This is a genomic window from Nonomuraea jabiensis (assembly GCF_014204795.1).
Classification (GTDB): domain Bacteria; phylum Actinomycetota; class Actinomycetes; order Streptosporangiales; family Streptosporangiaceae; genus Nonomuraea; species Nonomuraea jabiensis.
On the sequence record NZ_JACHMB010000001.1, the window covers coordinates 9,815,800 to 9,835,946 of the forward strand.

Sequence of the window (20,147 nt, forward strand, 5' to 3'; positions counted from 1 at the left end):
CGGCCGCGGGGAGTCACTGCTGCCCCGGCCGCCGAGCCGGGGGAGGGGCGGGCCCGGCGGTGCCGTCGGCGAAGCGGGACGGGCGGAACGGCGCCAGCAACGGTGACTCCTCGCCGTACACCTCCCCCGCCACCTCCTCCATGAGCAGCGGCGCCAGCGTGACCCCGCTGTGCGTGGCCACCGTGTACACGCGCCGCTCCGCGTCCGCGAACCCCGCCACCGTGAGCCCGTCCCCCGGCATCGCCCGCCGGCCCACCACCGCCCGCTCCACCGTGGCCCCGTCCACGGCCCGCAGCACGCGCGACATCAGGGCCAGGATCGCGTCCAGGACGTCGCCGGGCACCGGGACGGCCGGGTCCGCCCGCCCGTCCAGCGGCAGCGACTGCAGCAGCAGCCGCCCGCCCCCGTCCGGCCGCAGGTTGAGCCCGTCGGAGTGGAGCACGCGGGACAGGCGGGCGGGCACCGGGGACGTGGTGAGGAGGAAACCATTGGTGACCGCGCCGGACACGGCCGGGTCGAGCATGGGCACCTCGGCCCCGGCCAGCGCCGCCACCCCCTGCGTCCAGCGCCCGGCGCAGGTGACCACCACATCGCCGTCGAAGGCCCGCCCGTCGGCCGCCGTCACCTTGACGCCCGACGGCGAGGTCTCGATCGCGGTCACCTCGGCCCCGCACGCGAGCGCGGCCCCGGCGTCGCGGGCCTCGCCGAGCAGGCGCCCGAGCAGCCGCAGCGGGTGCACGTGCGCCTCCGTGGGGAAGAACACGTACTCGGTGCCGGGAGGCTGCGGCACCAGGTCGGGCTCCAGGGTGCGGGCGCGCCCGGCGGTGATCCGCTCGACCGGGTAGCCCATGCCGATCAGCCGCCGTACGCGGGCCTCCAGGAGCTCCTTGTGCTCGTCGGAGACCGCGCACTCGAGGTTGCCCGTGGGGAAGAACCAGTCGCCGGGCAGCCGGTGATGCGCCCGGACGGCGGCCTGGTTGAGCTCGAAGTACTCCTTGGGCGTCTTGTTGTTGGCGTTGACCCACGCCAGGGACGTGGAGGTCGTACCGGATCCCGGAGTACGCGCCTCCAGGACGGTGACCTGCGCGCCGCGCCGGGTGAGCCCCGCCGCGACCGCCGCCCCGACCACCCCCGCACCGATGACCACGACTCGCACGCCGACTCCTTCCGCTTGCGTCAGGGTGGATGTACCCGTACGTGCTCTCTCAGCCGGCGTGAAGGACCCGGAAGCGATCGGGTTCCGCCGGATCTCGATCGACGACCTGGACCGGCGTCCAGGCCCATTGCCACACGCTGATGCCCGGCGTTCGGGAGAACCGGATCTGCCCGCGGGTCCCTTCGACCGCGACGCGCGACCAGGCTTCGGCGGTGCGCGCCCGGTCCGCGCCGTGCGAACGCAGCACCTCGGCCAGGACGGCGACCGTGTCGTAGCCCTCGAAGGCGACGAAGGAGGGCGCTTCGGCCAGCCGCTCGCGCAGGGCCGCCTCGACGCGCGCGCCGAGCGGGCTGAGGCGCTCGGGCAGGTAGCGCAGGAACGGGATCGCGGCGCCGTCCTCGCCCAGCAGCCTGGCCCATTCGGCGAACTCCGGCTGCCCGGCCGGAGCGCCGATCATGATCTCGGCGAGGCGCCGGTCGCGGCGGACGGACGTGACGATCGGCACGGCCGGCTCCGGGTGGCCGACCAGGAGAAGGAGGGCCGTCGCGCGACTGCCGGCGAGTTCGTCGCACACGGCCGCGGGTGCGAGTGCGCTCATGTCGAGTTCGATGACGGTGCCGCCGCGTGGCGCGAGGTGGTCCCGCAGGATGCGGGTGCCGGACGCCCAGTAGACACTCGGCTGGGCCGCCACGGCGATGCGGCTGTGGCCCGCGCCGAGGAGGAAGTCCGCGTAGATCCGCCAGCCGTGGGACTGCGCCGGGGCCAGGCGCGCGACCCATGGCGTCGGCTGTTCGGTGAGCGTGTCGAGAACGGCCGAGGAGCACAGGAACGGCAGGCCGAGGGCGTCGGCCCTGGCGGCGGCGGCGCGGGCGACGACGCTGTGGTACTCCCCCGCCAGGGCGGCCACGCCCAGGCCGGCCAGTTCTTCCACGGCCGCCGCGGCCCGCTGCGGATCAGCCGCGGTGTCCCGGACGAGCAGTTCGAGCGGTCTTCCGGCGATCCCGCCGGCGTCATTGACTTCACCAACGGCCAGCTCCAGTCCGGCGAGCAGGTGCCGGCCCGCCTCGACCCAGCCCGGCCTGGTCAGCGGAACGAGAGCGCCGATCCGGACGGACGACCCGTCAGCCCGCTCCGCTCGGGGCGGCGATGGTGGCGCATTCATGCGTTGGCGTCTCCCGTGTGGTGATTCGCTTGCAGTATGCCTGGATCGGGCCTAGCTGGGCGTGCCGGACGGCCGTCTGGTGGCGGCGTTCACACGGTCACAGGCCGATGTTCGACTTGGCGCCCATGTAGGAGCCTGCGCCGGGCCATCCGGCCTGAGCCAGCTCCACGAAACGCGGGGAGAAGCCGATCGCCGGCAGGTCGGTCAGTGGCACGAACCGGACGCCACGGATCGGCGTGGTGTCGGCGCCCTCGGCGACCGCGCCCACCCTGCCGCCGACCCGGGTGGCCTCGAACGTCAGGTGCACGACGTGGGTATCGCCACCGGGCAGGTGGTCGCACACGTACAGGAGCCGGCCCGCCTCCACGTCGATGCCGGTCTCCTCGCGCATCTCCCGCACCAGGGCGTCGCCGATGGGCTCGCCGGGCTCGACCTTCCCGCCCGGCAACGACCAGGAGCGGCCGGTGTCGGCGTCCTGGTCCAGCAGCAGGATCCGGTCGTCCTCGACGACCACGCCCGTGACACGTACCTTCACGTCGGCAATCTATCCCCCAGCAGGTGGCATGGCGATGGGCTGCCACGGGCACGCGGGAGAGCGCGGACCGCCGGTCGCGCGGCCGCTGGTCATGCGGGGCCCACGCCGAACATCGCGTGCTCGGCGTGGTCGAGCGCCAGCCGTACCGCACCGGCCTCGAAGCTATTTCGAGGCCGGTGGCAAGGACCCGAGCAGGCCGCTGCCCAGCGGGGTCAGCAGGTTGAGCACGGCGGGGCCCCGGCGCACGCTCCTGATCAGGCCGGCCTCCCGCAGCACCTTGGCGTGCCGGCTGGCCGCCGCCAGCGACACGCCCGCCCGCCGCGCCAGCTCCGTGGTGGTGGCCCCGCCGTCGGCGGCCTGCAGGACGGCCGCGCGGGTGGCGCCCATCAGCGCCACCACGGAGCCCGGCGTCCGCTCGCCCGGCTGCCACCGGAACGCCGCGTCGATGGGATAGATCAGCACCGGCGGCAGGTCGGGGTCGGCCAGCGAGACCGGTACGCGGCGGCAGAAGAAGGACGGCACCAGCGTCAGCCCCCGGCCGCGCAGGTGCAGCTCCCGGTCCACGCTGTAGTCGACCTCCAGCACCGGCCACCGCCAGCGCAGCATCGGCTTCATGCTGCTCAGCAGGCCCTCCACGCCGGAGTTGAGCAGGTGTCCGGCGCGCCAGGCCCGGTCGGCCTCCACCGCGGGCTGGATGAGGTCCTGGTACGGGGCGATGGCCGCCGCGTGGTAGCCGGCCAGGGCGGTGGCCAGCTCGGCCACGGGCGCGGACGGGCGGTCGGCGAGCGCGCCCAGCCAGGCGGGGATGGGCGTGTGCCGGGCAAGTAGCGCCAGCTCGTGGCGGAACCGGGGGCTCGGGGTGGCGCGCAGCGCGTCGAGCCCGGCCTCCAGGCCGTCGCGGGCCGCCGCCGGCGTGAGGAAGTCGGGGAAGTACGGCGCCTCGGGCGCCAGCGCGGTCAGCCAGCGCAGGCCGGAGGCCATCCCGGACAGCCTGGCCGGGCTCTCGCGCAGGGCGCGCTCCCAGGGCCGGAAGGCGGGCGCCTTGTCCCTGTCCTGCAGCCGGAACCTGCTGAGCACGACCTCCCACAACGGGTCCGCGCCCGCGGCCACCGTCGTGCGCGCCACGTCGTCCGCCGTGAAATGAATGCGCAGCAGCCCCACGAACCCTCTTCTCCGACGCCGGCGAGCAGCCTGTTCTCACTAGGCTGCAAAGGGTCTGGCCGAGGCATCGTACCAACGACCACCATGTGACCAACGATGATCGACAATCCCCCCGAATCCCTCTTGTCCGGGCGCTACCGGCTGATCCGGGCCCTCGGCCGAGGCGGCATGGGCACCGTCTGGCTCGCCCGTGACGAGACACTCGACCGCGAGGTGGCGGTCAAGGAGGTGCTGCTCTCTCCTGACATCGCGGCGGAGGAGCGCGCCGAGCTGTGCGAGCGCACGGTGCGCGAGGCGTACGCGGCGGCGCGGCTGAGCCATCCGGGCATCGCCACCGTCCACGACGTCTTCTCCGAGGACGGCCGCCCGTGGATCGTCATGGAGCTGCTGCGGGGGCGTACGCTGCAGGACTCGATCCGCGACGACGGCCCGTGGGCGCCGCGGCGGGCGGCCCGGCTCGGCGCCGACCTGCTGACGGCCCTGTCGGTCGCGCACCGGCAGGGCATCCAGCACCGCGACGTCAAGCCCGGCAACGTGTTCCTGTGCGACGACGGCCGGGCGGTGCTGACGGACTTCGGCATCGCCAGGATCGACGGCCAGGTCACCATCACGCAGTCGGGGCTGCTGATCGGCTCGCCGGGGTTCATCGCGCCCGAGCGGTTGCGGGGCGAGCGCGGCGGGCCGCTGTCGGACCTGTGGTCGCTGGCCGCCACGCTGTACACGGCGGTGGAGGGCACCTCGCCGTTCCACACCGCGTCACCGCTGGCGACGCTGCACCGGGTGCTCACCGAGGATCCGTCGCCGTCCGCGCAGGCGGGGCCGGTGCTGGGGCCGGTGCTGCTGCGCATGTTGTCGCGCGAGGCCGCCGACCGCCCGGATCCCGCGCTGGCGGGCCGGTGGCTGGAGGCGGCCGCCTCCGGCGTACCGGCTGCCGTGGGCCGTCCCCGGCGTCCGCGCCCGCACCTCGGCAGGGCCGTCCCGGTGGCCGCCGCCGTCGCCGGGCTCGCCGTCGTCGGCACCCTCGCCTGGTACGGCGTCGCCCGCGACGACGCCCCTGACCCGCCGCCACCGCGCCACGCGGCCGCCCCGCCTCCCCTGACCTCCAGCCCGCCGTCCAAGGGCAGGTTCACAGTGCCGGTCGACTTCTGCACGCTGCTCACCGGCGCGCAGGTCAAGCAGACGGCGTACGGGCGCGAGCTGAAGCGCGACCACTCGGACGACGGCTGCGCCTGGACGAAACGGAAGGTCGGGCTCTTGGTCGAGCCCACGAAGGCCCAGAACAAGGACTACTGGGAGGCCCTCCCCGTGGAGGCGCACGAGGAGTTCCTCAACAAGCGGACCGTCAACGCCGACGGGTCCGACGGCGGGGTGTGGCAGTGGGGCGCCGTCGGGATGCAGTGGCCGATCGGCACCACGTCCACCGCCGCCGCGCCGGTCGCCGGGGTCGGTGAGGAGGCGTTCCAGTACGACGTCTCCGAGCGGAAGTCGGGGACCATGGTGAGGTCCAACGTCGTGTTCCGGGTCAGCAACATGGTGGTGGAGGTCCAGTACGTCGACTTCGACGGCACGGAGGCGGCGCGGGTGCGCTCGGCCGCGCTGCGGGCCGCCAAGCTGACAGCCGCCGCGCTGAGCAGGCGGGGGTGACATGACGCCGCTGATCGGAGGCAGGTACCGGCTCATCGAACCCGTCGGCGAGGGCGGCATGGGCGTCGTCTGGCGCGCCCGCGACGAGAGCCTCGGGCGGGAGGTCGCGGTCAAGCGGGTGCGGCTGGCCCCGGGGCTGGACGCCGCGTCCCGGGCCGCGCTGTGCGACCGCGCGCTGGCCGAGGCGAGGACGGCCGCCGCGCTGCGGCATCCCTCGATCGTGGCCGTGCACGATCTGATCGTCGAGGACGGGGATCCGGCGATCGTGATGGAGCTGGTCCACGGGCCGTCCCTGGAGCAGGTCATGCGCGAGAACGGGCCGCTGCCGGCGCGCCGTGCGGCCGAGATCGGGCTGCGGGTGCTCTCCGCGCTGGCGGCCACGCACGCGGCGGGGGTGCTGCATCGGGACGTCAAGCCCGCCAACGTGCTGCTGGCGGGGGACGGGCGCGTGGTGCTGACGGACTTCGGCATCGCGACCCTGGTCGGCGGCCTGCCCGGCACCCCGGTCGGCACCCCGGGCTACACGGCCCCCGAATGCCTGCACGCCCCCGCCCTCGTCCACCCCCCGGACCCGACCGGCCCCGCCCACGCGCTCGTCCACCCCACGGGCCCGACTGGCCACGGCACCGTGGACGGCACGGCCGTCCAACCCACCGACCCGACGGGGACGGATCCTACGGACCGGACCGCGATCCAGCCGACCGGCCCGGCGTCGGCGCGGGCCGGGGGGGCCGGCTCGGAGGCCTGGTCGGGGGCCGCGGGACCGGCCTCGGATCTGTGGTCGCTGGCGGCCACCCTCTACACCGCCGTCGAAGGGCGCGGCCCGTTCGCCAGGGACAGCGCCGTCGCCACGCTGAGCGCCGTCCTCACCGAGCCGCCCGCCCCCTCGGGGAGCGTGCTGTGGCCGGTGCTGGCCGCCGCGCTGGACAAGGATCCCCACAAGCGTCCCGGTGCCGACCGGCTCCGGGGCTGGCTGGAGGCGGTCGTGCAGGGGCCGGCCGCTACAGCCGTACTTCCCGAACCGCCGCGGGCCACCCCGCCCGGGGTGCGGCTGCCGGTCGCGTTGGCCGCACTGGCCGTCGCGGCCCTGGTGGGCGCGGGTGCGGTCGTCGTACCCCAACTCGGCAGAGCCCCCGCGTCCGTCGCCGCCGCACCGTCGGCGACGGCCGCGGCGGGACGGTTCGCCACCCTGCCGCGCGCGTGCGGCCTCCTCACCCCGGAGCAGGCCGCCCAGGCCGTCCCGAAGGCGTTGATCATGCCGAGGGAGAACGCCGAATGCACCTGGCACCAGAGCCTGGCCAAGGAGTCCCGGTCGCTGCGGCTCGAACTGGAGATGCAGGAGCCGACCGGCACCCACGCGGAGATCGCGCTGGCCGCCGACGACTTCGACTCGCGGCGGGAGGAGGCCGAACGGAGCAGGAAGTACTCCTCCGTGGGCAAGACCTCCGAGATCACCGACCTCAAGGGGCTCGGCGACGAGGCGATGACGTGGACCGTCACCGGCGACCGCCGGCCGCAGACCGAGGTCGCGATCGTCTTCCGGGTGAGCAACCTGGTGGCCAAGCTGACGCTGCGGCGCGAGGTCGCCCAGGACCCCGCTCTGCCCGGGCAGGCGGGTGCCGCGGCCCGCTCGGTCGTCGAGGCGCTGACGCGATGAGGGGCACCGTACTGGCGGGACGCTACACCCTGGTCGAGCCGCTCGGCCCGGGCGGCGGCACCTGGCTGGCCAGGGACGAGGTGCTGCACCGCGACGTGGCGGTCAGGCGAATCCCCCTCACCACCGCGACAGGCGGGCTGCCGAGCTCGGGGGCGGGTGAGCGGGAGCGGGTGCTGGCCGGTGCCAGGTTCGCGGCGTCGCTGAACCATCCCGGGCTCGTCACCGTCCACGACGTCCTCGCCGCCGGCCCTCAGCCCTGGGTCGTCATGGACCTCATCCGGGGCGGCTCGCTCGACCGGGTCACCGCCGCCGAGGGGCCGCTGGAGCCGGGCCGGGTCGCCGCGATGGGGCTGCGACTGCTCGACGCGCTGGCCGTCGTCCACGCGCACGGGCACGCGCACGGCGCGGTCACACCGGGCAACGTCCTCATCGCCGCCACCGGCGAGACCCTCCTCGCGGGCCTCGGCACCGCCACGCCGGACGCCACCCCCGCCGTCGATGTGCGCATGCTCGTCAGCACCCTCGTGTTCGCCCTGGACGGAGGCTCCACGCCCCACCCGGACCACGCGGCCGCCTCCCCAGCGCTCCTTCCCCGGCTGCGGGAGGCGGCCGCGTTACGGGCCGCGCTCGCCCGGGCGCGCGACGGGGCGGAGGTCCGTGCCGTCCTCGCCGAGGCGGCGGCCCATGCGGCGGTCGTCGCGGCCGAGGTGCACACCGTGCCCACCGAGGTCGGCTCCACGAGCGGGCGCCGTACGCTCTGGATCTCCGTCACCGCAGCGACCGCGCTCGTCGCCGCCGTGGCGGCCCTCGCCGTCGCCGGGCCCGGCACCGCGACACGCGACTCGACCGCCGCCACCACCCCCGCCACTCCGACCCCGAGCCGGTCCCGGACCGCGGCGGCGGACCCCTCCCCCGACCCGTGCGCGGTGGTCGTCCCCACGGAGCGGGTGGTGCCGAGCAGGTCGTCCACGTGCTCCGTCACCGTGGACGGCGCCGGCGTCACGATCAAGACCCAGCGGAACGTGGAGACCGCGCGCAAGGTGTTCGACGCCCTCCGCAAACGCCGGCAGTCGCAGACCGGCACCTCGAAGGTGGAGCGCGCGGTCACCACCCCCGTCAAGAACGTGCCCGGCCTCGGCGACGAGTGCTTCTCCCAGGACACCACCGTGGGCATCCTGTCCAGCGTGAGCAGCAACGTCTGGCTGCGGGTCCGCACGATGGTGATCGAGGTGTCGGTGATGGGGAACGGCTCCGCGGTCACCTCCGAGATGCGGGACACCGCCATGCGCGCCGCGCGCACCACCGCCGCCAGACTCCAGGGGAACTCTTGACCGGCGAACGCTTCCACCCGATCGGCCCCCTCGCCCAGGGCGCGCCCGGCCGCGCTCTGCGGGTGTTCGACCGCCGCACCGGCATGGAGGTGGCGGCCAAGCGCCTGCCGCTGCCGGAGGGCCGGTCCGACTTCGACTTCGACTTCGACGAGGTACGGCGGCAGGCCATGGCCGCCGGAGGGCTGCGGCACCCGTCGATCCATCCGGTCTACGAGGTCGTCGGCGTCGGCACCGAGGTGTGGATCCTCTCCCCGGTCGTCAACGGCTGGTCCCTGCGCGCCGAGCTCCACCAGCGTGCCGCCCTCGGCCCGGCCGCGGCCGCCGCCATCGGGCTGCGCGTGCTGGACGCCCTCGCGTACGCGCACCGGCACGGCGTCACCCACGGCAACCTGCACCCGGGCAACGTCCTGCTGGCCCCGGGCGGCCACGTGGTGCTGAACGACTTCGCCATCCCGGCCCTCGCCGAGGAGACGACCGCCAGGCTGCCCGGCTTCACCGCACCGGAGCTCACCCCCGACGACGCCAAAGCCACCCACCCCCCGCAGCCACCCGACCGGAACGAGGCCACCCCAGAACCAGCCGCCGAACCCGGACCCGCCGCCGACCTGTGGGCGCTCGGTGCGATCCTCTACACCGCGGCGCTCGGCAGGCCGCCGTTCGTCCGGGCCACACCCGCCGCCACCGTGGAGGCCGTTCGGCAGGGGATCGCGATCGAGGCGAAGGACCCGTTCACCGCCCTCCTGCGCGACCTCCTCGACCCCGACCCGGCCCGCCGCCCCGACGCGGCCGCGGTCCACGCGGTCCTGCGGGAGGTCGCGGCGCGGCCCGCCTTCGAGGTCGTGACCGTCACGGTCGGCGGCGTCGAGATCGTCGGCCGGCCCATCCCCGCCGACGCCCCCGCCCCTCCCCCGGCCCCGCCCAAACGCTCGCGGCGCCTCAAGCCGGCCACCCTCGTCCCCGCCGTGGCCGCCGCCGCGGTCCTGGGCGCGGGCCTCGCGCTGCTCGTCCCCGTCGGCACCACCGCGGCGCCCCCGGCCGCCGCCTCCGGCACGGGCCCGGCCGCCGCGCCCGTGCCGGACGACCTCCCGCCGTTCACCAAACCTCTCAAACCGTGCACGCTGGTCTCCGACGACCTCGTACGGGAGCTCGCCCCCTCGGCGGGCGAACCGTTCACGTACGTCAAGGGCGCCTTCACCTCGTGCTCGTGGAAGAGCGACTACGCGGTCCCGGAGGCCAAGCGCGGCGAGCTGTCGATAACGCTGGACACGCTGGACAGCGCGGCGATGTCGGACGCCACGTTCGACCTCTCCAAAAGGGTCGCCTCCCGGCTGCACACGAACTACCGCGAGGTCGACGGCCTGGCTCACGACGCGTTCACCTACACCGACACCGCGACGCGCGGCTTGAGACGGTACAAGGTGACGTACGAGTTCCGGCTGGGCAACCTCCGGGGGACGGTCGAGTACGGCCGCTCGGTGGGCGTCGACCCGGACGGCTCCATCGCCGGGAACGCCGAGAAGGTCACCCGCCTGGTCATCGACCGCCTGCTGAAACGCCCCGGCTGACGAGCGCCCCAGGGCGGCCCCCGTACCGGCGACCTTAGGCTGGCCCCATGGACATCTCCTCGGCGCGCGAGCTCTGGGACGCCGACCCCGGCTGGCTCAACACCGCCTCCTACGGCCTGCCCCCTCGCCACGCCTTCGAAGAGCTCCAGGCCGTCCTGACCGAATGGCGGCACGGCAGCGGCGACTGGAAACCGTGGGACGCCTCGGTGGGCCGTTCGCGCGCCGCCTTCGCCCGCCTCATCGGCGCGCCCGTCACCGACGTCACCGTCAGCTCCACCGTCTCCCAGATCATGTCCACGGTCACCACCGCGCTGCCGCCGGGGGCGCGCGTGGTGGTGCCGGAGATCGAGTTCACCAGCAACCTGTTCCCGTGGGCGGTGGCCGCCGAGGTCGAGACCGTGCCCGCCGACCGGCTGGCCGACGCCGTCACCGGCTCCACCGCCGCCGTCGCCTTCAGCCTCGTGCAGTCCGCCACGGGGTACGTCGCCCCGCTCCAGGACATCGTGGCCGCCGCGCGGGCCCACGACGCGCTGGTCATCGCCGACGCCTCCCAGGCGTGCGGCTGGCTGCCGGTCGGTGTCGAGGGCATCGACGCGCTGGCCTGTGCCGCGTACAAGTGGCTGATGGCGCCGCGCGGGGCCGCGTTCGGCTACCTGTCGCCCCGCCTGCGCGAGCGCATGCGCCCGCTGGCCGCCAACTGGTACGCCGGGGCCGACGAGGGCGGCTCCTACTACGGCCCGCCGCTGCGGCTCGCGCCGGACGCCCGCGCGTTCGACCTGTCGCCGGCCTGGTTCTCCTACGTCGGCGCCGCCCCGGCCATCGAGCTGCTCGACGAGCTCGGCGTCGAGCGGATCCGCGACCACAACGTCGCCCTCGCCAACCGCTTCAGGGCCGGGCTCGGCCTCGAACCGTCCGACTCGGCCATCGTCTCCGTGGACGCCCCCGGCGAGCGCCTTGAGGCGGCCGGCATCCGCGCGGCGGTGCGGGCGGGCAAGGTTCGGGCCAGCTTCCACGTCTACACCACCGCCGACGACGTCGACCGCGCGCTGGACGCCCTCACCTGACTCGGCCCTGACAGCGGGCCCTTGCGGCCGGCAGACGGGGCCGCTTTAATACGCCGGGCCGCGGACGCGGCGACCCCGTGGGCCGATGAGGAGACATTGTGGCCATTTCCGCAGGTCTGACATTCGTCCCTGACATCCGCGGTCCCGGCCTGCGTCCGTTAACGCTAACACCCCGATGAAACTTTCTTTTTCGCCCATCGGGAAAGCGCTTACCACGAAGGGAAAGAACGCATGCGCTTACGACTGGCCGGCGCGGCGGCGGTCCTCGCCCTGGCTACGACGATCAGCGGCGTCCCCGCCCAGGCCGCCCCGCCCACGAAACAGATGGAGGACCTCGACCGCGGCCTGGTCAGCGTCCGGTCCGGTTCGGGCAACCTCGTGTCGTGGCGGCTGCTGGGCACCGACCCCGACGGCGTCGCCTTCAACGTGTACCGGGGCTCCACCAGGGTCGCCACGAACCTCACCGCCTCCACCAACTACCTCGACAACGGCGCCGCCGCCGACGCCTCGTACACGGTCAGGGCGGTGGTCGGCGGGACCGAGCAGGCCGCCTCGCCCGCCTCGCTCCGCTTCACCGGCGGCTCGTACCTCGACGTGCCGATCCAGCCGCCGTCCGGCGGCACGACACCCGACGGCGTCGCCTACACCTACAGCGCCAACGACGCCAGCGTGGGCGACGTGGACGGCGACGGCCGGTACGAGATCGTGCTCAAGTGGGACCCGTCCAACGCCAAGGACAACTCCCAGTCCGGCTACACCGGCAACGTGTACGTGGACGCGTACCGGCTGGACGGCACCCGCCTGTGGCGCATCGACCTGGGCCGCAACATCCGCGCGGGCGCCCACTACACCCAGTTCCAGGTGTACGACTACGACGGCGACGGCCGGGCCGAGGTCGCGATGAAGACCGCCGACGGCACCAGGGACGGCGTCGGCACCGTCATCGGCAACGCGTCGGCCGACTACCGCAACTCCAGCGGCTACGTCCTGTCCGGCCCCGAGTACCTGACGATGTTCGACGGCCAGAGCGGCGCCGCCAGGTCCACGGTCTCCTACGACCCGCCCCGGGGCACCGTGTCGAGCTGGGGCGACTCGTACGGCAACCGGGTGGACCGCTTCCTGGCCGGCACCGCGTACCTGGACGGCGAACGCCCCTCGCTGATCATGGCCCGCGGCTACTACACCCGTTCCGTCATCGCCGCCTGGGACTTCCGCAACGGCACGCTCACCAAGCGCTGGACGTTCGACAGCAACTCGGCGGGCTCCCAGTGGACCGGCCAGGGCAGCCACAGCCTGTCCGTCGGCGACGTCGACCAGGACGGCAGGGACGAGATCGTGTACGGCGCCATGGCCGTCAACGACAACGGCACCGGCATGTGGACCACCGGCACCGGCCACGGCGACGCCCAGCACCTGGGCGACTTCGACCCGGCCAGGGCGGGCCTGGAGTACTTCAAGGTGAGCGAGTCGGGCTCCCAGCCGTCCTCGCTCTACATCGACCCGCGCACCGGCCAGATCCTCTGGTCCACCCCCGCCAACGGCGACAACGGCCGCGGCGTGGCCGGCGACATCTCGACGGTCAGGGTCGCCAGCGAGTTCTGGTCCGCCGCCGACGCGAACCTGCGCAGCGTCACCGGCAACAACGCCGGCCGCAAGCCGTCCTCGGTCAACTTCCTCATCTGGTGGGACGCCGACCCGCTGCGGGAGCTGCTCGACCAGACCAGGATCGACAAGTACGGCACCAGCGGCGACACCCGCCTGCTGACCGCCTCCGGCGTGCACTCCAACAACGGCACCAAGGCCACCCCGTCGCTGTCGGCGGACCTGTTCGGCGACTGGCGCGAAGAGGTCATCTGGCCCACCAGCGACAACCGCGCGCTGCGGATCCACGCCACGACCACGCCCACCGACCGCCGCATCTACACCCTCATGCACGATCCGCTCTACCGGGTTTCGGTCGCGTGGCAGAACACCGCTTACAACCAGCCGCCGCACACGAGCTTCTTCATCGGCGACGGCATGCCCACCCCACCCAGGCCGAACATCTACGTCCGCTGATCCTGGCTATCACCAGTTGATCTCCTGGGCCGTCTGTGGGCCGTCAGCCATGGAGGCGGACCGCCCGGAGCGCACGGTCGATGACCTTGCGCATCCGCTGCTCGCTCTTCTCCATCAGGTGCGCGTAGGTCTTCAGGAGCAGCACACCGCCGTCAGTGTGTCCCACCCACTCGGCGACCGCCTTCGGGCTCTCGCCCTCGGTTCAAGAGCAGGCTCGCGAAGTGGTGCCGCATCGCGTGCATGCCGCGCTCACGGAAGGCGGCCCCGCGGTTCTCCTCGCGGGGCCACCTCAGCGCGTCGGGAGGCGCGTCGCGCTGAATAGTCAGACCGGTGATGGCCTGGCCGCTACGGATCCGCGCCAGGATTGCAGCCACCTGATTGTCCGGCATGCGGCTCACGTATGCCCTGAGGGATCGCGGGCGGGACTCGCTGTCGATAAGGGCGACGATCTGCTTCGCCTCCTCCGGGGTCGCGCCCGCAGCGATGCGGAGCCGCTCGGGAAGCGGTGGAACGATGCCGGCCTCTTCGAGCGCTCTGTGCCGCAGATGGCTCCTCTCGGGTCTTGTTGAACTTCGGCGGCGCGAAGAAGAGCTTGCCCTTCAATCCCTTGATCTGCCGCTGGATCGTCACGCCGTCGTGGAGCCAGTCAGGGAGAAGGCCAGGATCTCGCCCTGGCGCAGGCCGAGGCCGGCGTCCACTATGGCCTGGAACCGCCCAGGCAGCACCTCGCCCATGGCGTGCACCCTCTCCTGCGTCCACGGCACAAGCTTCTTCTTGGTCATGCCCGGCAACACGACCGTGCTCGACTTCGTCGGGTTTCGCTGGGTGCGGGCAGGTACGGGCGGGTTGATATTGGACAAGGACTTCGAGGCTACGGAAGCCAGAGCCGTGGTGCAGGCGTGGGCTTCACAGTGGGTAATCGACCAGTTCGAGCGACTGCGCGACTATGAACGCACTCACATGACGCTTCCCGAAGAATGGCGCCATGCGGGGTTTGGAAGCAGCCGCCACCTACGGCTCACCAAGGATGAGCTCGCGCAACTGGCCGACCAGCTCAATGCTGTGTTGGAGCCGTGACGCGAGCTGACCAAAGCGCGTGTCGAATCGAGAGAGGATTCGCCGGACACACGCCCGGTCTTCATCTTCTACCACGCGTTCCCCGAAGACCTCTGAGGAGAGGCTTCTGTATTTCATGCATGAGGAGTGGGGCCGCGCTCACCTCGCTGAACAGCGAGCTGAGGCCGCACGGTTACGCATGATTTCGCCGCGCTCGCGCCAGCGGATTCTTCCGCGTCTCCGCGGCCGGTTCGCGGTCACCCTCCACCGCCTCGAACCTGCGTGGTTGAGGGGGGCGGCCGGCATACGCCAGAAGGGGATCGCCGGGCCGTGTTTTATCTGGTCGGAGCGGTGATGCAACGACGCCCGAGCGTTGGCTCGGGTGTCGGTGGTGCTGGGTGGGTTCAGTTGGTGAGGCGGTGTCTTCGATCCCAGCTATCGAGAAGTCCAGTGCGGCCGACGCCTTGCCGACTCTGGGCACCGCATCGCTCTTGATCTGCATGATCCGGCCTCGGGACTGGTAGGAGTCGTTGATCAAGTGGTCTGTATTCGAGCTGGTCGCGCTGAGGACGTTCACCGTGAGTGGCCATTCGGGGCGTAGCGGTTCCAGGTGTCCCCTGCGTCAGCAGCGACTCGGGTGTGGTGTTGTCGTGGAAGCCGATGGCCCTGGCCATGACGGGTGTGGGGCCTGGAGGACACGTGCAGCTTTGATCTGACCGGGGCGCCACCCACCCCGAAAGCTGACGTGACAGAGGAAGCGCTGGTCAACATGACGGGATGAGCACCGGCGGCTCAGCCACCGCCCCGGTTGTCTGGAACGCGCGCCGGGCGCGGGGCTTGAGCAGCGCGGCCATCGCCTCCAAAAAGCCTTGGCGCGTGCCACCGTCGGGATGATGAAGTGGCACGGTGATCAACCACGATGAGGCGGCTGTCCGACCGTTAACACTGGCTTGGGTGAGTCGGCACCTGGAGGTCGGCGAACGGATCCTCAAAACCGAGGCGCTGCACGGCGGCATCACTGCCGAGATGCGGAGGCTGACCATCGGCACGCGGGACGGAGGCACCCGTGACCTGGTGCTGCGGAGCTTCGTCGACCCGTTCTACGTGAGGGGCGCCGAGGACGGACTGAACGGGGAGGCCGGCGCTCTGTCCCTGCTCACGGGGACCGGCGTGCCGGCTCCTGGGCTGGTCGCGGTGGATCCGACCGCCGCGCATTGCGAGTATCCATCGCTCTTGATGACACATCTGACGGGCCGGACGGTCCTCGACGATGAGGGATTGGAAACGCGCGTCCCTCTGCTGGCCCGTCAACTCGTGGCGATCCATGCGCTGCGGCCCGCCGAGCGGCCCCGGAAGTATGTGACGCTGACGACCGCCGACACCGTCGTGGTTCCGAAGGGCGCCGACGCGGAGGCATGGGCCGCGGCGATCGACGTGATCCGCAAGCCCGCGCCGTCCTATGAAGGGCGATTCCTGCACCGGGACTTCCAACCCGGCAACGTGCTGTTCGACGTGCCGCCCTCAACGCCGACGGGTGCCCGGATCACCGGCGTCGTCGATTGGGCAGGGACTTGTTGGGGCCCGGCAGACCTCGATGTCGCACACTGCTCCACCAATCTCGCGCTGCTGCACGGACCGGCGTGGGGCCTGCGGTTCGCTGAGGCGTACGAGGAGGCTGGCGGGGTGCTGGCCGCGGCCGCGAGCGAGCGGCTGTACTGGCAGGTGCGGGACGGGCTGGCCTGCTCAGAAGAAGTACAGTTAGTGTCGCAGCCATGGCGGGAGGCAGGCAGGACAGAGCTGACGACGCGAGCCGTGGAGGAGCGACTGGATGCCTATGTCACCGCCCTGATGGACGCGCTGGGCTGAGCCGCCATCTGCGAGATTGCTGAGGAGGTCCCGAACGTAGGGGCGCCGCAACCACATCCAGGTGGATTTGGGGTTGGGTGAGGCGATCAGCCGATCGGCGAGCGGGCGCAAGGCTGGGCTGATGGAGCCCGTGCCGTCGTCGAAGACGGTGTGGATCAGGTCGGTCAGGGTGCATCTGGTGCAGAGACGACCTGTATAGAGCTGGCCTTCATGTCTGCAGCGAGAGCAGGAGAACGAGCGGGTGATGCCGGCGCAGTCCCGGCAGATCGCCTCGCCGTTATCCCTGCGGCCGGGCAGGAGACGGTCGGTGCTGCAGGTGGGGCAGGTGCCGTGTGTGTTCTCGGCCTTGTGCAGGCAGGTCCGGCAGATCGGCCCGTCAGACCAGTTTGCGGCTTTGGCGGCGCGGCGGCCGCAGCGGGCGCAGTCGCGGATGTGATTGCGCTCGTAGCGCTCTGGGGAGAGGGGGCTCATTGGTCGGGGCGGATCCGGGCGCGCTTGGGTCTGATCGGCGCGATCTGGGTTGCCGGGCCGGTGTCGCCGGTGGCGGTGCGGCGGGGTGCGGCGTTTTCGGCTTTGGTGGCGATGAGGTCGGCGGGGGTGCAACCGAAGATGTCGCAGAGTGCGGCGAGGACCGGCATGGAGAGCCGTTCGGGGGTCTGGGTGACCAGCCGCCAGATCTGGACCGATGACAGGGTGATGCCGCGGTCGGCGAGAGGCTGGGCGAGGTCGGTGGCGGTGAACATGCCGTGCGCGGCCATGGTCTCGCGGAGCCGCCACTGGTAGCTGACCTGGCGTTTCATCGGTTCTTCCGTCCGGTGGCGAGGGCGGCATTCAGGGTCGATTCCATCGCTTGGCGCAGGGTGCGGGTACGGAAGACGGAGGAGACGCAGGTGTAGATCGAGGTGGTGGAGGCGTGCTCGTGGCCGACTTGCTCCTGGACGAATCGGGGGTCCCAGCCGTCCTCGATGAGGTGGGTGACGTAGGAGCGGCGAAAGGAGTGGAAGTCCAGGCCCGGGTCGAGGCCGAGTGCGTCGCGGTAGGTGGCGAAGCGGGTGTTGATCTGGGAGAACCCGATCCGTGGGCTGCGCTCGGAAGGCCAGAACGCCGGTGAGACGGCCGCCTGGGCGAACCCAGGCCGGACTTCGGTGACCCACTGGTCGAGGATGTCGACGATCCAGTCCATCCCGCCGATCCCGTCGCGCGGGCCGACCGTCAGGACGCTGCGGCGCTTGGGCGGTGAGCCTTTCATCGCCTTGCCCCAGCGGACGTAGCAGACGCCGAAGTCTCCGAAGATCGGCGCGTGCGGGTTGGGCCCGAAGTCGACCAGGTCCAGCATCCGGTCTTCGCGGCGGCGCAGCCCGTAGGCGTAGGCGGTCTTGAACAACGTCGCGTCCCGGAATGCCGGCAGCCAGCCCTTGCGTCCGGCGCCACTGACCCGGTGGACCTGGTCGGCGGCGTAGTCGAAGAACGCCTGGAGCTCATCGCGGGTGAACGCCCGTCTGGCTGGGTCGGCCTCGTTGTCCTAGAGGTGGACTGCGGTGTTCCACTCGTGGCAGACCTGGATCGGATGTGACCCGAACCGCCGCTCGCACTCGGCCGCCCACCCATAGGCCGGATCGGTGAGGAAAGCGCAGAACGACCGGAACGCCTCGGCGTAGTTCCGCAGCGTCGAGTGCCGCAGATGCCGGATCGCTCGCAGGTCGCCCAGCCACTCGTCCACCATCTGCGGCATCCACTGCCACGGAACGCACAGCGTGGCGGGAGAACGCCTTCACCGCGTTCTCTCGGCCCTCGATCGTGGAGAACGCCAGGTTCCGGGCCAGCTGCTGATTTCGCCAGCCCTCCAGCATCGCCTCGGCCACCTGTTCCTCAGGCCGGAGCAACACCGCCCCACCGCCCAGATACAGGCCTGCAGCGCCCGGCGCCATCCCGTCCCGGCTCACTCTCCGCCACCCTTCAACCGATTACATCAAACGAAAGGATCTTTCATCAAATGTAATCGCTTGGCAAATCCGCAGATGAGAGCCCTATCGCGATAAGCTGGCGACGGCTGCTAACTTGATCTCGCCTCCGCCATCCCGACGGATCCGAGCAGCAGGCCAGCATCTCTCTACGGCCCAACAGCCTGTGTGAAGTGGTCGGAGATTTCATCCGCTGCAATAGCGTGCGCTTGGAGCAATGGAACAGTGGTTGGCGTTAACCATTGACCGACGCCATGGACGCCTGACGGCGGGCGTTCCCGCCGGTCAGTCGATGCCTTCGATGATGCGGAAGTCGCGCTCGAAGCCGTCGGGGAGGGCCACCAGCGCCTTCTGGTATGCCTCGCTCTCGTATGCCGCGACGGCCTGTTCAAAGCTGTCGAACTCGATCAGAACGACGCGCTGCGTGATTCCGGCCTCGTGGGCGACGACTCGACCGCCACGGGACGGGAGGAGGGCCAGGTTGCGCCCGCCCCCAGCCTGGACCGCCGGACCGGCCAGCTTGTCGTAGGCAGTCAGCCTCTCAGGGTCGGAAATGGCGGGGTAGACACTGACCCAGTAGCCCTTAGCCATGGAAACTCCTGTGTTCGGCCGGACACGTCCGACTTCGAATTGACACTCAGATTGATCGATCCCAGCGACCGGTACTGCGGTCAGTTGAATCGTCATATGCGCAGGTTAGGGCTTGATGTGCGGTCGGGGGAAAGATCGGTACGAGATAGGCTCAGAACGGATCGTTATCAATCGGCAGGGGGGCACGTGGCACCGGATACGGTGAGCCTGCGGTACTTCCTGGTGCTGGCGCAGGAGTTGAACTTCACCCGCGCGGCCGCACGGATCGGTATCGCACAGCCCGCACTCAGCGCCCGGATGCGCCGATTGGAGGCGGAACTCGGTACGGCCCTGCTGGTCCGCAACACGCGTAGCGTCGTATTGACCACGGCCGGTGCGGCTTTGGCGGAGTCCGCGCCACCCGCGCTGGCGGCGCTGGACCGGGCATGGGACACCGCCCGGCGCGCGGCGGCCGGTGAACTGGGCACGCTGCGCATCGGATACAGCCTCAGCACCGGGGCCGAGACGGCACCGGCCCTGGTGGACAGGCTGATTCGCGACAACAGCGGACTCGAGGTCGGCGCGGTCCCGATGGCGACACCGGAGATCTCCCCCGCGGTCGCCGACGGCCGCATCGATGCCGGGATCACCCGCGGTGAACAGCCGGGCCGTGGCGTGCGCCGGTTCCTGCTGCGGCGTGAGCGCGTCGGGATCCAGCTGGCGCAGCACCACCCGCTGGCCGAACACCCGGAGATCGAGATCGCCGACGCGGCCGCGTATCCGCTGCGACTCCCGGACCGTGCGGCCAACCCCGTGATCCACGATCAGCTGTCCGCACTGTTCCGAGACACCCGACCACACCCCCGATTCCACACGCCCGCAGTCTCTGTCGACATGTCTCAGAGCCACCTGCGCGACGGCGTCACCCTCGCCCCGGCCGGAGAAGCTGCGGTCACGGCACAACCGGCCGGTCTCACCTGGCGACCGCTGCGGGGCGCGCCCAGCCTGACGATCCACCTGGTCCTCCCACTCGAGCCGTCGCCACTACACCGCCGCATCCGTGCCATCGCCAACACCCTGGCGCACGAGCTGCACTGGCTGCCGGACTGACGCGCAAGAGGTCAAGCGAGACGGACGCCTGCGGTGGCGAGGCCGAAGACCTTGTGCCCGGCGGACTTCGCGGTGATGACGACGACGGCGGTCTTGCTGAATGTCCGACACGACTCGCTACGCCGGCGGATCAGCATCCGATGATGGCCCCAGGTCCGGTCCGAGTCGTACACTGCGGCGACGTCCTCGCCCAGCCCGAGATCTCGGCGGATACCGCGCCTTCGCCGACGCTGAACCGGACAAGCACGGGT

General features: G+C 71.7%; 19 protein-coding genes. 9 read left to right on the forward strand and 10 right to left on the reverse strand.

All coding sequences use genetic code 11. From position 1 onward, the window contains the following. Positions 1-13: 13 nt before the first annotated feature. The 4 genes from HD596_RS44955 to HD596_RS44970 form a co-directional block, all read right to left on the reverse strand. Positions 14-1,156: an NAD(P)/FAD-dependent oxidoreductase gene (locus HD596_RS44955; RefSeq protein WP_185075463.1), complete on the reverse strand. Its 1,143-nt coding sequence runs from the start codon at positions 1,154-1,156 to the stop codon at positions 14-16. 49 nt (positions 1,157-1,205) lie between these two features. Next, positions 1,206-2,318: an ABC transporter substrate-binding protein gene (locus HD596_RS44960; RefSeq protein WP_185075464.1), complete on the reverse strand. Its 1,113-nt coding sequence runs from the start codon at positions 2,316-2,318 to the stop codon at positions 1,206-1,208. Positions 2,319-2,415: 97 nt separating this feature from the next. Next, on the reverse strand, positions 2,416-2,853 hold the full coding sequence (locus tag HD596_RS44965; RefSeq protein WP_185075465.1) for an NUDIX domain-containing protein: 438 nt from the start codon (positions 2,851-2,853) through the stop codon (positions 2,416-2,418). Positions 2,854-3,015: 162 nt separating this feature from the next. Beyond that, a complete protein-coding gene (locus HD596_RS44970; RefSeq protein ID WP_221519863.1) occupies positions 3,016-4,014 on the reverse strand; it encodes an ArsR/SmtB family transcription factor in 999 nt (332 codons plus the stop codon). A 96-nt stretch (positions 4,015-4,110) separates the two neighbouring features. Between HD596_RS44970 and HD596_RS44975 the strand changes: the two genes are divergently transcribed. The 6 genes from HD596_RS44975 (at position 4,111) to HD596_RS45000 (ending at position 13,333) form a co-directional block, all read left to right on the forward strand. Then, positions 4,111-5,658 carry a serine/threonine-protein kinase gene (locus tag HD596_RS44975; protein WP_185075466.1) on the forward strand — a complete coding sequence of 516 codons (1,548 nt, stop codon included), beginning with the start codon at positions 4,111-4,113 and terminating at the stop codon, positions 5,656-5,658. Between the two features lies 1 nt (position 5,659). Next, positions 5,660-7,315: a serine/threonine-protein kinase gene (locus tag HD596_RS44980; protein WP_185075467.1), complete on the forward strand. Its 1,656-nt coding sequence runs from the start codon at positions 5,660-5,662 to the stop codon at positions 7,313-7,315. Beyond that, the gene (locus tag HD596_RS44985) at positions 7,312-8,646 is read left to right on the forward strand and encodes a protein kinase domain-containing protein (protein ID WP_185075468.1); all 1,335 of its coding nucleotides are present in this window, start codon (positions 7,312-7,314) and stop codon (positions 8,644-8,646) included. Before HD596_RS44980 ends, HD596_RS44985 begins: the two co-directional genes overlap by 4 nt. Then, a complete protein-coding gene (locus HD596_RS44990; protein WP_185075469.1) occupies positions 8,643-10,211 on the forward strand; it encodes a protein kinase domain-containing protein in 1,569 nt (522 codons plus the stop codon). Before HD596_RS44985 ends, HD596_RS44990 begins: the two co-directional genes overlap by 4 nt. 47 nt (positions 10,212-10,258) lie before the next feature. Continuing rightward, positions 10,259-11,275 carry an aminotransferase class V-fold PLP-dependent enzyme gene (locus HD596_RS44995; protein ID WP_185075470.1) on the forward strand — a complete coding sequence of 339 codons (1,017 nt, stop codon included), beginning with the start codon at positions 10,259-10,261 and terminating at the stop codon, positions 11,273-11,275. A 231-nt stretch (positions 11,276-11,506) separates the two neighbouring features. Next, a complete protein-coding gene (locus HD596_RS45000; RefSeq protein WP_185075471.1) occupies positions 11,507-13,333 on the forward strand; it encodes a rhamnogalacturonan lyase in 1,827 nt (608 codons plus the stop codon). Between the two features lie 43 nt (positions 13,334-13,376). Here the strand turns inward: HD596_RS45000 and HD596_RS62835 are convergent, their stop codons facing one another. Both HD596_RS62835 and HD596_RS45005 read right to left on the reverse strand, forming a co-directional pair. Beyond that, complete coding sequence (locus HD596_RS62835; RefSeq protein WP_246555321.1) at positions 13,377-13,499, reverse strand: trafficking protein particle complex II-specific subunit 120; 123 nt, start codon at positions 13,497-13,499, stop codon at positions 13,377-13,379. Between the two features lie 460 nt (positions 13,500-13,959). Then, the gene (locus HD596_RS45005) at positions 13,960-14,115 is read right to left on the reverse strand and encodes a hypothetical protein (RefSeq protein ID WP_185075472.1); all 156 of its coding nucleotides are present in this window, start codon (positions 14,113-14,115) and stop codon (positions 13,960-13,962) included. On the opposite strand from HD596_RS45005, the gene HD596_RS45010 reads away from it, so the two are divergent. Then, positions 14,114-14,410: a hypothetical protein gene (locus HD596_RS45010; protein WP_185075473.1), complete on the forward strand. Its 297-nt coding sequence runs from the start codon at positions 14,114-14,116 to the stop codon at positions 14,408-14,410. The two genes, HD596_RS45005 and HD596_RS45010, sit on opposite strands and share 2 nt — an antisense overlap. 885 nt (positions 14,411-15,295) lie before the next feature. Beyond that, entirely contained in the window at positions 15,296-16,255 is a 960-nt protein-coding gene (locus HD596_RS45015; RefSeq protein ID WP_185075474.1) for a phosphotransferase family protein, read from the forward strand. Between the two features lie 467 nt (positions 16,256-16,722). On the opposite strand, the gene HD596_RS45020 is transcribed toward HD596_RS45015, so the two are convergent. The 4 genes from HD596_RS45020 to HD596_RS45030 form a co-directional block, all read right to left on the reverse strand. After that, entirely contained in the window at positions 16,723-17,055 is a 333-nt protein-coding gene (locus HD596_RS45020) for a helix-turn-helix domain-containing protein (RefSeq protein ID WP_185075475.1), read from the reverse strand. Continuing rightward, the gene (locus HD596_RS60885) at positions 17,052-17,639 is read right to left on the reverse strand and encodes a tyrosine-type recombinase/integrase (protein ID WP_221519864.1); all 588 of its coding nucleotides are present in this window, start codon (positions 17,637-17,639) and stop codon (positions 17,052-17,054) included. The genes HD596_RS45020 and HD596_RS60885 overlap by 4 nt, the downstream gene beginning before the upstream one ends. Positions 17,640-17,777: 138 nt before the next feature. Continuing rightward, the gene (locus HD596_RS60890; RefSeq protein ID WP_221519865.1) at positions 17,778-17,987 is read right to left on the reverse strand and encodes a hypothetical protein; all 210 of its coding nucleotides are present in this window, start codon (positions 17,985-17,987) and stop codon (positions 17,778-17,780) included. Between the two features lie 514 nt (positions 17,988-18,501). Continuing rightward, positions 18,502-18,807 carry a DUF1330 domain-containing protein gene (locus tag HD596_RS45030; RefSeq protein WP_185075476.1) on the reverse strand — a complete coding sequence of 102 codons (306 nt, stop codon included), beginning with the start codon at positions 18,805-18,807 and terminating at the stop codon, positions 18,502-18,504. 186 nt (positions 18,808-18,993) lie between these two features. Between HD596_RS45030 and HD596_RS45035 the strand changes: the two genes are divergently transcribed. Further along, positions 18,994-19,896, forward strand: a complete 903-nt coding sequence (locus tag HD596_RS45035) for a LysR family transcriptional regulator (RefSeq protein WP_185075477.1) — start codon at positions 18,994-18,996, stop codon at positions 19,894-19,896. Positions 19,897-20,147: the final 251 nt, after the last annotated feature.